Raw genomic sequence first — 13049 nt, forward strand, 5'->3', positions numbered from 1 at the left:
GGGAACACGAAAATGACCAAAGTCATCAAGAACGGCACCGTCGTCACCGCTGACCGCAGCTGGAAGGCCGACGTGCTGTTCAGCCACGGCAAGATCGTCGCCATCGGCTCCGACCTGCATGGCGACCATGAGTACGACGCCACCGGCTGCTATGTGATGCCGGGCGGCATCGACCCGCACACCCATCTCGAAATGCCTTTCATGGGCACCTATTCGGCCGATGATTTCGAGTCCGGCACGCGTGCGGCCCTTGCCGGCGGCACCACGATGGTGGTCGATTTCTGCCTGCCGGCGCCGCAGCAATCGCTGCTCGAAGCCCTGCAGATGTGGGACAACAAGACCTCCAAGGCGTCGTGCGACTATTCCTTCCACATGGCGATCACCTGGTGGGGCAAGCAGGTGTTCGACGAGATGGCGACCGTCGTCGACAAGGGCATCACCTCGTTCAAGCACTTCATGGCCTACAAGGGCGCGCTGATGGTGGATGACGACGAGATGTACGCGTCGTTTCAACGCTGCGCCGACCTTGGCGCGCTGCCGCTGGTGCATGCCGAGAATGGCGACGTGGTTGCTGCCCTGTCGCAGAAGCTGCTCGCCGCCGGCAACAACGGCCCCGAGGGTCACGCCTATTCACGCCCGCCGGAAGTGGAGGGCGAGGCCACAAATCGCGCCATCATGATCGCCGACATGGCCGGCGTGCCGCTCTATGTCGTGCATGTCTCCTGCGAGCAGAGCCACGAGGCCATCCGCCGGGCGCGGCAGAAGGGCATGCGCGTGTTCGGCGAGCCGCTGATCCAGCACCTGACGCTGGACGAGAGCGAGTATTTCGACAAGGACTGGGACCATGCCGCGCGGCGCGTGATGAGCCCGCCCTTCCGCAACAAATTGCACCAGGATTCGCTGTGGGCCGGCCTGCAGGCCGGGTCGCTGCAAGTGGTGGCGACCGACCATTGCGCCTTCACCACCAAGCAGAAGCGCTTCGGCGTCGGCGATTTCACCAAGATACCGAACGGCACCGGTGGGCTCGAGGACCGTTTGCCGGTGCTGTGGACCAAGGGCGTCAACACCGGGCGGCTGACGATGAACGAGTTCGTCGCGGTGACCTCGACCAACATCGCAAAAATCCTCAACATGTATCCGAAAAAGGGCGCCATCGTCGAAGGTGCTGACGCCGACATCATCGTCTGGGATCCGAAGCGCAAGAAGACGATCGCAGCCAAGAAGCAGCAGTCCGTCATCGACTATAATGTCTTCGAAGGCGTCGAGGTGACCGGCCTGCCACGCTTCGTCTTCTCGCGCGGCGAACTGTCGATCGAGGAGACCGAGGTGAAGGCCAGGCCCGGCCACGGCCAGTTCGTCGGGCGCGAGCCGAACGCCGCGGTCAACCGCGCGCTGTCGACGTGGAAGGAGATCACCGCGCCGCGCAAGGTGGAACGCACAGGCATCCCGGCGACGGGGGTTTGAGATGCGGCGCGGGGGACTTCTTGTCAGCGCTTTTATGGTTCTGGCGGCAAGCCAGGCGACGGCGGCCGGCATCGACCTCAGCAAGCCTTATGGCAACAAGTCCGGTTGCATCAACAAGAACGGCCAAGAGGTCTATGCCGAGGACATGCTGCTTCTGACCAGCGAGGCATTCGTCACGGTGGCGAGCGCTTGCACCTTCACCGAAAAAAAGGTCCAGGCCGACGGGTCGCTGGTTGTGAAGGCCAGTTGCCAGGCGGAGGGCGAGGAGGGCGAGACGCCCGGCCAGTTCACCATCAGGAAGAGCGCCAAGAACGCCAAGAGATTGGTGATCGCCGATGAGGACGGCAACGTCATGGGCGAAGTCTCTCGGTGCAAATGACGGCACGAGCCTTTGCGTCGACTTCAGGCGACCAGCGCATCCAGTTCCGGCAGCAGGACGACGCTTTCCTGTTCGTTGGGATCGGTGCGGGCAATGACGGCCGAAGACGGGGCGTTGCTCAGATTGGCCGGCAGATGCGGCACGCCGGCAGGAATGTAGAAGAGGTCACCAGCCTTGACGACGATGTGGTGTTCGAGCCGGTCGCCATACCAGGTATTGACCTCGCCGGAGAGCACATAGATCGCCGTCTCATGGCTCTCGTGCAGATGCGCCTTGGCGCGGGCGCCGGGCGGCATGGTGAGAACGTGCATGCAGATGCCGGAAGAGCCGACCGATTCCGTGGCAATGCCGGCGAAATAGGTCAAACCCTGCTTGCCTTCATAAGTGCTTCCAGGGCGGATAAGATGGCAAGTGGGTTTGGGCGACATCGGGGAACTCCGGGCGTCGATTCGAGTGGGACAAGACCAATGGGACTGGGCGAGTGGAAAACAACATCGCTATAAAAGCAATCGGAAACCGGACGGCGCCGCAGGGGCGGGAACAGGCAGGCGGCAGCCGATGACCGGAATTTCGCCAGCCGTCGTCGCGGCAAGCAAACTTGGCCTCACCTTCCAGACCAATGACGGACCGGTCCAGGCGCTGTCCAATGTCGACCTGACCATCGGCAAGGGAGAATTCGTCTCCTTCATCGGGCCGTCGGGTTGCGGCAAGACCACGCTGCTGCGCGTCATCGCCGACCTGGAGAAACCGACATCGGGGACGATCTCGGTCAACGGCATGACCGCGGAGCAGGCCCGCGAGAAGCGCGCCTATGGCTATGTCTTTCAGGCCGCGGCGCTGTTTCCGTGGCGCACGATCGAACGCAATGTCGCGCTGCCACTGGAGATCATGGGCCTCTCCAGGGCGGAGCAGGCGGAGCGCATCAAGCGCACGCTCGACCTCGTCAACCTCTCGGGCTTCGAGAAGAAATACCCCTGGCAGCTTTCCGGCGGCATGCAGCAGCGCGCCTCGATCGCGCGTGCGCTCGCCTTCGACGCCGACCTCTTGTTGATGGACGAGCCATTCGGCGCGCTGGACGAGATCGTGCGCGACCATCTCAATGAGCAATTGCTGCAACTGTGGGCGCGCACCAACAAGACCATCTGCTTCGTCACCCACTCCATTCCGGAAGCCGTCTACCTCTCGACGCGCATCGTGGTCATGTCACCGCGCCCGGGGCGTGTCAGCGACATCATCGAATCGACACTGCCGAAGGAGCGGCCGCTCGACATCCGCGAAACGCCGGAGTTTCTGGCGATCGCCGCGCGCGTGCGCGATGGTCTGCGGGCAGGGCACAGCTATGATGATTGAGTGCCCTCGCCAGAGAACGTCCTACGCGTTCGTCATCCTAGGGCGGAGCGGCGCGAAGCGTCGCGCAGACCCTAGGATCCATACCGTGACGTCGGGCGAGGGGTCAAACCGGCGGAGAACGGCTTCCAGCCGCGGTCGCGCAAAGGGTGCCGTGTTCCGCACCGTTGCGGAACATAGAGGTAACGGCATGGATCCTAGGGTCTGCGCCGCGTCGCTTCGCTCCTTGCTTCGCCCTAGGATGACGAAGAAACAGGTGGTCGTCCTCCGCTTCGCTCCGGCCATCCTCTCCCCGGCGGGGAGAGGAGAGGGGGAGCGCTAGATGGACTCCTTCCGCGACAAGCTCGTCCCTGTCACCTCGATCCTGGCCGGCGTGGTCGTGCTCTGGTACGTCATGGCCGTCATCCTCAACACGCCATTCCAGCGCGATCTCGACACTCGTGCCAACGAAACCCCCGGCGCGGTCGAATTCATCGGCAAGACGCTGGCGCAGCCGAAGCCGACGCTCCCGGCGCCGCATCAGGTGGCGGTGAATTTCTTTGAAAACACCTTCCTGCGGCCCATCAATTCGAACCGCAGCCTCGTCTATAATGCCTGGGTGACATTGTCGTCGACACTGCTCGGCTTCGCCTTCGGCACCGCGCTCGGCATAATCATCGCCGTGGGCATCGTGCATGTGGCGACGCTGGACCGCAGCCTGATGCCGTGGATCATCGCTTCGCAGACCATTCCGATCCTTGCGGTGGCGCCGATGATCATCGTCGTGCTGGCGGCGATCGGCATCACCGGCCTGATCCCGAAAGCGATGATCTCGACCTATCTGTCGTTCTTCCCGGTGACCGTCGGCATGGTGAAGGGATTGCGCTCGCCCGAGATCATGCATCTCGACCTGATGCACACCTACAATGCAAGCCGTGCGCAGACCTTCTGGAAATTGCGTGTCCCGGCCTCGGTGCCGTTCCTGTTCACCTCGATGAAGGTGGCGGTGGCGGCAAGCCTGGTCGGCGCCATCGTCGGCGAACTGCCTACCGGCGCGGTCGCCGGCATCGGCGCCAAGCTGCTCGCCGGCGCCTATTACAGCCAGTCCATCGACATCTGGTCGGCGCTGGTCGCGGGTTCCATCGTGGCGGCACTTCTGGTCATGGTGGTCGGCATTGCCGGCCGCCTCGTCGACCGCGCCATGGGCGGGAGGCCGGCATGAACTGGTTGAAACCCTCCTGGCAAGCGGTGCTGGCGATCGTGCTCTGCCTGATCGCGGTCGCCCTCGGCGCGATGTCGAAGCCGGAAGCGGCAGCGCTCGCGGACCCGACAGCGAGCATCAACTATCCCTATCTCGGAACCAAGGGTTTGATGCTCGGCCTGGCGATCGTGGCGGCACTGATCTCGATGATCAGGATTCCACCGCTTGCAGAGGCGGTCGTGCTGTTTGTCGGCGCCCATCTCGTTGCCTGGCTGCTGATCTCGGGCATCGCGGGGTTCGAAGGCACGGCACTGGCACCTTATTTCCTGCTGCTCGCGGCCGCCTGGCTGCTTGGCTGGCGCTGCGTGGCGGTGCTGTCCAGCCTTCGTCCGATGAGGAGCTTGGCCCGCAACGCGCTGCGGCTGATCATCCCGGCCATATTCGGCGCCTGGATCCTGATCATCTGGGAAGCGGTGACGCGCGGCGCAGGCATCCCCTTCATCCTGCTGCCGCCGCCCAGCGCCATCGGCGCGCGCATCGCGAGCTCGCTGCCGGTGCTCGGCGCCGATGTCCGGCAGACCATCTTCAAGGCGGTGCTCTTCGGTTATGTCGTCGGCAGCGGCGCCGGTTTCATCACCGCGATCCTCGCCGACCGCGTGCCGTTCCTGCGGCGCGGGCTCTTGCCGATCGGCAACATGGTCTCGGCACTGCCGATCATCGGCGTGGCGCCGATCATGGTGATGTGGTTCGGCTTCGACTGGCAGTCCAAGGCGGCTGTCGTCATCATCATGACCTTCTTCCCGATGCTGGTGAACACGGTCGCCGGCCTGGCCGCCTCCGGCCATATGGAGCGCGACCTGATGCGCACCTATGCGTCGGGTTACTGGCCGACGCTGATCAAGCTCCGGCTGCCGGCGGCGGCCCCCTTCATCTTCAACGCGCTGAAGATCAACTCGACGCTGGCGCTGATCGGCGCCATCGTCGCCGAGTTCTTCGGCACGCCCGTGGTCGGCATGGGCTTCCGCATCTCGACCGAGGTCGGGCGGATGAACATCGACATGGTCTGGGCCGAAATCGCAGTTGCAGCACTTGCGGGTTCGGTCTTTTATGGCGTGGTCGCTCTTGTCGAAAGAGCCGTCACGTTTTGGCATCCCTCTGTCCGTGGTGGATAGGGGCGGTGGGTTTAAGGGCACTAACTTCAGAGGGTAAAAGAATGAAAAAACTGATTATTCCCGTTCTGGCCGGCGCGATGTCGCTGGCCGCGTTCCAGGCGATGGCCGCCGACAAGGTGACGTTGCAGTTGAAATGGGTCACGCAGGCCCAGTTTGCCGGCTACTATGTCGCCAAGGCCAAGGGTTTCTACGAGGCCGAGGGTCTCGACATCGACATCAAGCCGGGCGGCCCGGACATTGCGCCCGAGCAGGTGATCGCCGGCGGCGGCGCCGACGTGATCGTCGACTGGATGGGCGGCGCACTGGCCGCGCGCGAAAAGGGTGTGCCGCTGGTCAACATTGCCCAGCCGTTCAAGAAGGCCGGCATGGAACTGGTCTGCCCGAAGGACGGCCCGATCAAGACCGAAGCCGACTTCAAGGGCCACACGCTCGGTGTCTGGTTCTTCGGCAACGAATATCCGTTCTACGCCTGGATGAACAAGCTTGGCCTGAAGACCGACGGCGGCCCGGACGGCGTCACGGTCTTGAAGCAGAGCTTTGACGTGCAGCCGCTGATCCAGAAGCAGGCGGATTGCATCTCGGTCATGACCTACAATGAGTACTGGCAGCTGATCGACGCCGGCTACAAGCCGGAACAGCTGACCGTGTTCAACTACTCGGCGATGGGCAACGACCTGCTCGAGGACGGGCTCTATGCCTCGGAAGACAAGCTCAAGGACCCGGCCTTCGAGGACAAGATGGTTCGTTTCGTGCGCGCCTCGATGAAGGGCTGGAAATATGCCGTCGACAACAATGACGAAGCCGCCGGCATCGTCATGGACGGCGGCGGCCAGGACGAGAACCACCAGAAGCGGATGATGAGCGAAGTCGCCAAGCTGATCGACAATGCCGATGGCAAGCTCGACCCGGCGACCTACGAGCGCACCGCCAAGGCGCTGCTCGACCAGAAGATCATCACCAAGGAGCCGAAAGGCGCCTACACGACGGCGATCACCGACAAGGCGATCAAATAATAGGCCTGTGGGAGCGTGATCCCGGAAAGATCATGCTCAAACGACCAGATGGAACGGCGCCTCAGAGGCGCCGTTCCTTTATGGTGTTCATGACGAAGCTGGTTTCGATCGAGGCGACGCATTTCAGCCGCGCGATCTTTTCCTTGATGAAGCGCTCATACTGTTCCAGGCTGCCGGTCACCACCTTCAGCACATAGTCGCGCGAACCGGTAACGAGGTGGCACTCCAACACCTCTTCCCAGCCGCGGATCGCCTCCTCGAACATGACGATCTCGTCCTCGTTCTGCCGGCTGAGCCGGATGGTGGCGATGGCGACCATGCTCCAGCCGAAGGCGGCGGGGTCGACCAGCGTGGTGTAGCCCCTGATGACGCCGGTCTCCTCCAGCCGCCGCACACGCCTGAGGCAAGGCGACGGCGACAGGCCGATGCGCTCGGCAAGCTCGTTGTTGGTGATGCGGGCATCCGCCCGCAATTCCCTGAGAATCCTGAGGTCGAAGTCGTCGGCTATCTTCTGCTGCACTTTCGCTCTCTCGCGGCAAATTGTTGCCGACATGCAGCCATGCAAGCCCAGGAATAGCAAGGACTGGCTGATCGGGATCGCATAAATTGCGGCGGAATACCCCTCGAAAAACAGGAAGAGTCATGACCGCGCCGCGCCCGTCGAAAACCCATATCGGCAACCACAAGCTCCATCCGGAGACGCTGATGCTGAGCTACGGCTTCGATCCGCAACTTTCGGAGGGCGCGGTCAAGCCGCCGGTGTTCCTGACCTCGACCTTCGTGTTCAAATCGGCGGAAGAGGGACGCGACTTCTTCGACTACACATCCGGCCGCAAGGAGCCGCCGAGCGGCACGGCGTCGGGCCTGGTCTATTCGCGCTTCAACCATCCCAACAGCGAGATCGTCGAGGATCGGCTGGCGGTCTATGAGGGGACGGATGCCTGCATCCTGTTCTCATCCGGCATGTCGGCGATCGCCACGACGCTGCTCGCCTATGCCCGCCCGGGCGATGTCATCCTGCATTCGCAGCCGCTCTATGGCGGCACCGAGACGCTGCTCACGCGCACGCTTTCCGGATTCGGCATCGGCGCAGTCGGCTTTGCCGACGGTGTCGACGAGAAAGCGGTGCGCGCCGCAGCCGATGCCGCGGTGGCGAAGGGCCGTGTTTCGGTCATTTTGATCGAGACGCCATCGAACCCGACCAACAGCCTGGTCGACATTGCGCTGATCAAGACGATCGCCGACGAGATCGGTGCCGGGCAGCGCTCAAGGCCGATCATCGTCTGCGACAACACGCTGCTCGGTCCCGTCTTCCAGCGGCCGATCGAGCACGGCGCCGACGTCTCGGTCTATTCGCTGACCAAATATGTCGGCGGCCATTCCGACCTGATCGCGGGCGCGGCCATGGGCAGCAAGGCGGTCACCAAGCCGATCAAGGCGCTGCGTGGCGCGATCGGCACGCAGCTCGACCCGCATTCCTGCTGGATGCTCGGCCGTTCGCTTGAGACGCTGTCGATCCGCATGGAGCGGGCTAACGACAATGCGCGCCTGGTCGCCGAATTCCTGCGCGATCACGCCAAGGTCGAGAAGGTGCATTATCTGCCGTTCCTGGGCGAGGATACGCCGGCTGGCCGCACCTACAGGGCGCAATGCAGCGGCGCCGGCTCGACCTTCTCCTTCGACATCAGGGGCGGTGAGAAGGCGGCCTTCGCCTTCCTCAACGCCCTGCAGATCTTCAAGCTGGCGGTAAGCCTCGGCGGCACGGAATCGCTCGCCAGCCACCCGGCGGCGATGACCCACTCCGGCATTCCCTTCGACGTGCGACAGCGCATCGGGGTGCTCGAGACCACGGTCAGGCTGTCGATCGGCGTTGAACATCCGGACGATCTGATCGCCGACCTGACGCAGGCGCTGGCGGCGGTCTGACAGCCACTCTTCCGGCTTTCGGAAAAGGGCGAGCGATCGCCTCTTTTGCTGCTTTCCCGGTCACAAAACCGTGTGCAGGGAAACATTGGCCCGTCCAACCGTTCCAGTTGAGGCATGCGCGCGACGGGGGCTCGCGACGCATGCGACAGCCACGGAGGTCCTTAATGCGCACATATTCCATCTTGCCGGTACTTTCGGCGTTGGCCATTTCGACCGCTTTCTTCTTCGCGTCCCCGGCCATGGCCGAGGTGGTGAAGTACAAGGCGACGCTCGATGGCAGCCAACAGAGCCCGCCCGTAACCACCAAGGGCAAGGGCACCGCCACGCTCACCTTCGACACCACCAAGAAGAAGCTCAGCTGGAACGTGAAATATTCCGGCCTCAGCGGACCGGCTGTTGCAGCGCATATTCACGGCCCGGCGGCGATGGGTGCGAATGCCGCTCCCGTCATCCCGTTCAAAGGCAAGCTCAAGAGCCCGATCAAGGGGTCCGCGACGCTGACGGACGCACAGGCTGCCGACCTTGCGGCCGGCAATTATTATGTCAACGTCCACACCGCCGCCAACAAGGATGGCGAGATCCGCGGCCAGATCGAGGCTGCGAAGTAGCGCAAGCACTTCAAAAAGGGGCTGATATCAGCCCCTTTTTGAATCACGCCTTGTCGCGGATCTGAGTCAGCGTGCGCGTCGGCGTGATGGCTTCCGGATCGAGCCTGATTTCGACGATCGCCGGCTTGCCGCTGGCGCGGGCTCGCTCGAAGGCGGGCGCGAAATCAGCCGTCTTCTCGACTGTCTCGCCATGGCCGCCATAGGCGCGGGCCAGCGATGCGAAATCGGGGTTCTTGAGGCCGGTGGCGACGACGCGGCCGGGATATTCGCGCTCCTGGTGCATGCGGATCGTGCCGTAGATGCCGTTGTTGACGACGATGACGACGATCGGCAGGTCATATTGCACGGCGGTGGCGAATTCCTGGCCGTTCATCAGGAAGCAGCCGTCGCCGGCAAAAGCGATCACGGTGCGCTCCGGGAACAGCGCCTTGGCGGCGACGGCGGCCGGGGTGCCATAGCCCATCGAACCCGATGTCGGCGCTGCTTGTGTGCCGAAGCGGCGGGAGCGGTGGAAGCGATGCACCCAGGTGGCGTAGTTGCCGGCACCGTTGGTGAGAATGGCATCGTCGGGAAGTACCTTCTCCAGATAGTTCATGATCGGCCCCATCTGGACCGTGCCGGGGCCGGTTTCCGGTGGTGTCGACCAGTCGAGATAGGCGGCATGCAGCTTCGCCGGCTCGTCCTCCCAGCCTGGTGTCGCGGCCGGTCTGCGCTTGGCGAAAGCCTCGACAAAAGCCGAGGGCGAGGCGTTGATCGCCAGCGTCGGCCGATAGACGCGGCCGAGTTCACCGGCATCGGCGTGAACATGGACCAGCGCCTGGTCGGGGTAGGGGCTTTTCAGCAAGGTGTAGTCCGAAGACGGCATTTCGCCCATGCGGCCGCCGATCAGCAGCACGAGGTCCGCCTGTTTGATGGCGTTGGCCAGTTTCGGATTGATGCCGATGCCGACATCGCCGGCATAGTTCGGGTGCAGGTGGTCGAACAGCATCTGGCGTCGGAAGGAACAGCCGACCGGCAGCGACCATGTCTCTGATATGGCGCGCATGTGCGCCACGGCTTCCTCATTCCAGCGCGTGCCGCCGAGAATGACGAACGGGCGCTTGGCGCCGTTAAGCAGCATCTCCAGCGCGTCGAGTTCGGCCGCGCCGGGATATGTCTCGACCGGCGTGTGGGGAAGTGCGTCCGGCGCGTCGACCACGCTGGTCAGCATGTCCTCGGGCAGCGAGATGACCACTGGGCCGGGGCGTCCCGATGTCGCCACGGCGAAAGCGCGAGTGACCAATTCCGGGATGCGCGAGGCATCGTCGATTTCGACCACCCATTTGGCGATGTCGCCGAAGAACCTCTTATAGTCCACCTCCTGGAACGCCTCCCGCTCCTTGGCGTGGCTGGCGACCTGGCCGATGAACAGGATGAGCGGGACCGAATCCTGCATGGCGATGTGGATGCCGGCCGAGGCGTTGGTGGCGCCGGGGCCGCGGGTGACGAAGCAGATGCCGGGCTTGCCGGTCAGCCTGCCCTGGCAGTCAGCCATCATCGCCGCGCCACCTTCCTGGCGGCACACGATGGTACGGATCGCCGAGTCGTGCAGCGCGTCGAGCACCGCGAGATAGGATTCGCCCGGCACGCAGAACATGCGGTCGGTGCCGTTCGCTTCCAGCGCTTCGACGATCAGTTGTCCACCAGTCTTCATTTGCCTGATCTCTCCAGCTCAGCGAGGATTTCGTCGGTATGTTCGCCTAGGCGCGGCGAAGGGCGTTCATAGACCAGCGGCGTGCCCGACATCACCATCGGCGCGCGCACGGAAGGCAGACGGTTGCCATGGCCGTCGTCGAGGTCGAGCCGCATGCCGCGCGCGATCGTCTGCGGGTCGGCGAACATCTGGCCGATCGTGTTGATCGGGCTCGCCGGCACGCCAGCGGCTTCGAGCTTTGCCAGCAGCGGATCGCGATCAAGGATGCTCAGCGCCTCGATGATGCGCGCGCGCAGCTCGACCCGGTTGGCGACCCGGGCGGGATTGGTGGCGAAGTCGGGATTGACGAACAGATCGTCCAGCCCGACGGCGGCACAGAATTTCTGGAACTGGCCGTCATTGCCGACCGCCAGGATGATGTGGCCGTCACGGACCGGCACCACCTCGTAAGGCGCGATGTTCATATGCGCATTGCCCATCTGCACCGGCGACTTGCCGGAGACGAGATAGTTGAGGTTCTGATTTCCGAGCGCCGAGATCTGCGTGTCGAACAGCGCCATGTCGATGTGCTGGCCTTGGCCGGTCTGGTCGGCGTGCCGCAGCGCGGCCTGGATGGCGATGACCGAATAAAGCCCGGTGAAGATGTCCGAGATGGCGACGCCGGCCTTTTGCGGTTCACGGCCGGGCTCGCCGGTGATCGACATCATGCCGGCCATGGCCTGGATGATGAAGTCGTAGCCGGCGCGTGGCGCATACGGGCCGTCCTGGCCAAACCCGGTGATTGAGCAATAGACGAGGCGCGGGTTGATCTGGCGCAGGCTGTCATGGTCGAGCCCGTATTTCCTGAGCCCGCCGAGCTTGAAATTCTCGATCAGCACATCCGATGTGGCGACCAGCCGGCGGATGGTTTGCGCACCCTCAGGCGTCGAAAAGTCGATGGCGATGGAGCGCTTGCCGCGATTGCAGGAATGGTAATAGGCGGCCGACAGGTTCTCGCCGTCATGGCTCATCACGAAGGGCGGGCCCCATTTGCGGGTGTCGTCGCCGCCGTCGGGGCTTTCGACCTTGATGACATCGGCGCCGAGATCGGCGAGCAACTGTCCAGCCCAGGGGCCGGCCAGGATGCGGGCGAGTTCGATGACGCGGACACCTTTCAGCGGGGGTTCAGCCATAAATCACCATGATTGCGGCAATCACCGTGATTGCCGCGAGATCAGAGGCTCTACCAAGACCGGCAATGGCTGTCACGGCCCTTGCAATAGGCCAATCGGTCACGCCTTCAGGGCACCGTCGGCCCAAGCGGCGAAATCGTCCATGATGAGGTCGCGGTTCACCTCGTTCAGGCTTTCGTGGCGGGTGTCGGCGTAAACCTTTGAAACGAGATTCGAAAAGCCCATCCTGAGCATGCGGTTGGCAAGGTGGGTGATGCCCTTGCCGTAGTCCGAAGCGGGGTCTTTCTCGCCGCCGACGATCGCGACCGGAAGGTCGCGCCGCACGCTCGTGAACCCGGCATCCTTGCCGCCGTTCATCGCCATGGAGACCACATCGTGCCACATCGACACCGAGGCGTCCCAGCCGCACAGCGGATCGGCGATGTATTTCGCCACCTCGGCCTCGTCGCGCGACAACCAGTCGAACGGCGTGCGGTGGTTGGGCACCGCCTTGCCCCAGGCCTGGAAGGTGAGTTTCGGCAGCAGGCGCGATGGGACGTCGGAGCCCAGCCGCATCCGTTCCCAGGCAAGGATGCCGAGCGCTACCTGCCCAAGCCGCCCTTGCGAGAAGTTGCCGTTCCAGATCGCGGCGGCATGGACACGCGGCGAGTGGCTCAAAAGGTAGTTCAGCGCTATCGACGCGCCCATCGAATGACCGAAAAGGATGACCGGCAGATCAGGGCATTCGCTGGCGATCAGGTCATGGATGGTATCGACGTCGGCGATCACCTTGGCTGGGCCATCCTTGTCGGCGAACTTGCCGAGCGGCGCGTCGGGCGCCTTGGTCGCGCCATGGCCGCGATGATCGTGGACATAGGCGTGGAGGCCGCGCGCGGCCAGGAAATCGGCGAAACCGGCATAGCGCGCGGCGTGTTCGGCCAGTCCATGATTGATCTGGACGACGGCACGTGGCCGGCCATCGGCATGCCTGACGAGGAGATTGAGATCGGCCCCGGTCGGTGAGCGGACCATGCGTTGTTGACTGAAAGGCATGGCCGCCTGTTCTCTCCCCCATTTATCGTTGTTGGTTTTGTTTGCGCCGGCGCCGGTTTCGCG

The 13049-nt window shown here is 63.6% G+C and carries 13 protein-coding genes; 8 read left to right on the forward strand and 5 right to left on the reverse strand.

Annotated features, from left to right (window positions below; all coding sequences use genetic code 11):
* Positions 1–12 precede the first annotated feature (12 nt).
* Together hydA and EB230_RS16155 are read left to right on the forward strand one after the other, a co-directional pair.
* Positions 13–1464 (forward strand): dihydropyrimidinase, encoded by a 1452-nt coding sequence (gene hydA, locus EB230_RS16150; RefSeq protein ID WP_172373201.1) that lies wholly within the window; start codon positions 13–15, stop codon positions 1462–1464.
* A gap of 1 nt (position 1465) precedes the next feature.
* Positions 1466–1843: a hypothetical protein gene (locus EB230_RS16155; RefSeq protein WP_056571945.1), complete on the forward strand. Its 378-nt coding sequence runs from the start codon at positions 1466–1468 to the stop codon at positions 1841–1843.
* A gap of 23 nt (positions 1844–1866) precedes the next feature.
* Here the strand turns inward: EB230_RS16155 and EB230_RS16160 are convergent, their stop codons facing one another.
* Positions 1867–2271 carry a cupin domain-containing protein gene (locus tag EB230_RS16160; protein WP_172373202.1) on the reverse strand — a complete coding sequence of 135 codons (405 nt, stop codon included), beginning with the start codon at positions 2269–2271 and terminating at the stop codon, positions 1867–1869.
* Positions 2272–2401: 130 nt separating this feature from the next.
* Here EB230_RS16160 and EB230_RS16165 point away from each other — a divergent pair, with 130 nt between their 5' ends.
* The 4 genes from EB230_RS16165 (at position 2402) to EB230_RS16180 (ending at position 6555) form a co-directional block, all read left to right on the forward strand.
* Complete coding sequence (locus tag EB230_RS16165; protein WP_056571950.1) at positions 2402–3193, forward strand: ABC transporter ATP-binding protein; 792 nt, start codon at positions 2402–2404, stop codon at positions 3191–3193.
* 319 nt (positions 3194–3512) lie between these two features.
* Positions 3513–4391, forward strand: a complete 879-nt coding sequence (locus EB230_RS16170; protein ID WP_172373203.1) for an ABC transporter permease — start codon at positions 3513–3515, stop codon at positions 4389–4391.
* Positions 4388–5542 (forward strand): ABC transporter permease, encoded by a 1155-nt coding sequence (locus tag EB230_RS16175; protein ID WP_172373204.1) that lies wholly within the window; start codon positions 4388–4390, stop codon positions 5540–5542. The genes EB230_RS16170 and EB230_RS16175 overlap by 4 nt, the downstream gene beginning before the upstream one ends.
* Before the next feature lie 41 nt (positions 5543–5583).
* Positions 5584–6555, forward strand: a complete 972-nt coding sequence (locus tag EB230_RS16180) for an ABC transporter substrate-binding protein (RefSeq protein WP_172373205.1) — start codon at positions 5584–5586, stop codon at positions 6553–6555.
* 61 nt (positions 6556–6616) lie between these two features.
* Here EB230_RS16180 and EB230_RS16185 read toward each other — a convergent pair whose 3' ends face one another.
* Positions 6617–7075 carry an Lrp/AsnC family transcriptional regulator gene (locus EB230_RS16185; protein ID WP_056571969.1) on the reverse strand — a complete coding sequence of 153 codons (459 nt, stop codon included), beginning with the start codon at positions 7073–7075 and terminating at the stop codon, positions 6617–6619.
* A 122-nt stretch (positions 7076–7197) separates the two neighbouring features.
* Between EB230_RS16185 and EB230_RS16190 the strand changes: the two genes are divergently transcribed.
* Together EB230_RS16190 and EB230_RS16195 are read left to right on the forward strand one after the other, a co-directional pair.
* Positions 7198–8481, forward strand: a complete 1284-nt coding sequence (locus tag EB230_RS16190; protein ID WP_172373206.1) for a cystathionine gamma-synthase family protein — start codon at positions 7198–7200, stop codon at positions 8479–8481.
* Between the two features lie 164 nt (positions 8482–8645).
* Entirely contained in the window at positions 8646–9089 is a 444-nt protein-coding gene (locus tag EB230_RS16195) for a CHRD domain-containing protein (RefSeq protein ID WP_056571975.1), read from the forward strand.
* 43 nt (positions 9090–9132) lie between these two features.
* Here the strand turns inward: EB230_RS16195 and EB230_RS16200 are convergent, their stop codons facing one another.
* The 3 genes from EB230_RS16200 to EB230_RS16210 form a co-directional block, all read right to left on the reverse strand.
* Complete coding sequence (locus EB230_RS16200) at positions 9133–10782, reverse strand: thiamine pyrophosphate-binding protein (RefSeq protein ID WP_172373207.1); 1650 nt, start codon at positions 10780–10782, stop codon at positions 9133–9135.
* Complete coding sequence (locus EB230_RS16205) at positions 10779–11954, reverse strand: CaiB/BaiF CoA-transferase family protein (protein WP_172373208.1); 1176 nt, start codon at positions 11952–11954, stop codon at positions 10779–10781. The genes EB230_RS16200 and EB230_RS16205 overlap by 4 nt, the downstream gene beginning before the upstream one ends.
* 99 nt (positions 11955–12053) lie before the next feature.
* Complete coding sequence (locus EB230_RS16210) at positions 12054–12986, reverse strand: alpha/beta hydrolase (RefSeq protein WP_056571982.1); 933 nt, start codon at positions 12984–12986, stop codon at positions 12054–12056.
* Positions 12987–13049 lie beyond the last annotated feature (63 nt).

This window comes from Mesorhizobium sp. NZP2234 (genome assembly GCF_013170765.1).
Taxonomy (GTDB): domain Bacteria; phylum Pseudomonadota; class Alphaproteobacteria; order Rhizobiales; family Rhizobiaceae; genus Mesorhizobium; species Mesorhizobium loti_D.

What these genes read in the sequence shown, in the direction of transcription:
- EB230_RS16175 (WP_172373204.1), top strand. Translation starts at nt 4,388, where the DNA reads ATGAACTGGTTGAAACCCTCCTGGCAAGCGGTGCTGGCGATCGTGCTC.
- EB230_RS16210 (WP_056571982.1), bottom strand. Translation starts at nt 12,986, where the DNA reads ATGCCTTTCAGTCAACAACGCATGGTCCGCTCACCGACCGGGGCCGAT.
- EB230_RS16190 (WP_172373206.1), top strand. Translation starts at nt 7,198, where the DNA reads ATGACCGCGCCGCGCCCGTCGAAAACCCATATCGGCAACCACAAGCTC.
- hydA (WP_172373201.1), top strand. Translation starts at nt 13, where the DNA reads ATGACCAAAGTCATCAAGAACGGCACCGTCGTCACCGCTGACCGCAGC.
- EB230_RS16200 (WP_172373207.1), bottom strand. Translation starts at nt 10,782, where the DNA reads ATGAAGACTGGTGGACAACTGATCGTCGAAGCGCTGGAAGCGAACGGC.
- EB230_RS16165 (WP_056571950.1), top strand. Translation starts at nt 2,402, where the DNA reads ATGACCGGAATTTCGCCAGCCGTCGTCGCGGCAAGCAAACTTGGCCTC.
- EB230_RS16160 (WP_172373202.1), bottom strand. Translation starts at nt 2,271, where the DNA reads ATGTCGCCCAAACCCACTTGCCATCTTATCCGCCCTGGAAGCACTTAT.
- EB230_RS16155 (WP_056571945.1), top strand. Translation starts at nt 1,466, where the DNA reads ATGCGGCGCGGGGGACTTCTTGTCAGCGCTTTTATGGTTCTGGCGGCA.
- EB230_RS16195 (WP_056571975.1), top strand. Translation starts at nt 8,646, where the DNA reads ATGCGCACATATTCCATCTTGCCGGTACTTTCGGCGTTGGCCATTTCG.
- EB230_RS16180 (WP_172373205.1), top strand. Translation starts at nt 5,584, where the DNA reads ATGAAAAAACTGATTATTCCCGTTCTGGCCGGCGCGATGTCGCTGGCC.
- EB230_RS16205 (WP_172373208.1), bottom strand. Translation starts at nt 11,954, where the DNA reads ATGGCTGAACCCCCGCTGAAAGGTGTCCGCGTCATCGAACTCGCCCGC.
- EB230_RS16170 (WP_172373203.1), top strand. Translation starts at nt 3,513, where the DNA reads ATGGACTCCTTCCGCGACAAGCTCGTCCCTGTCACCTCGATCCTGGCC.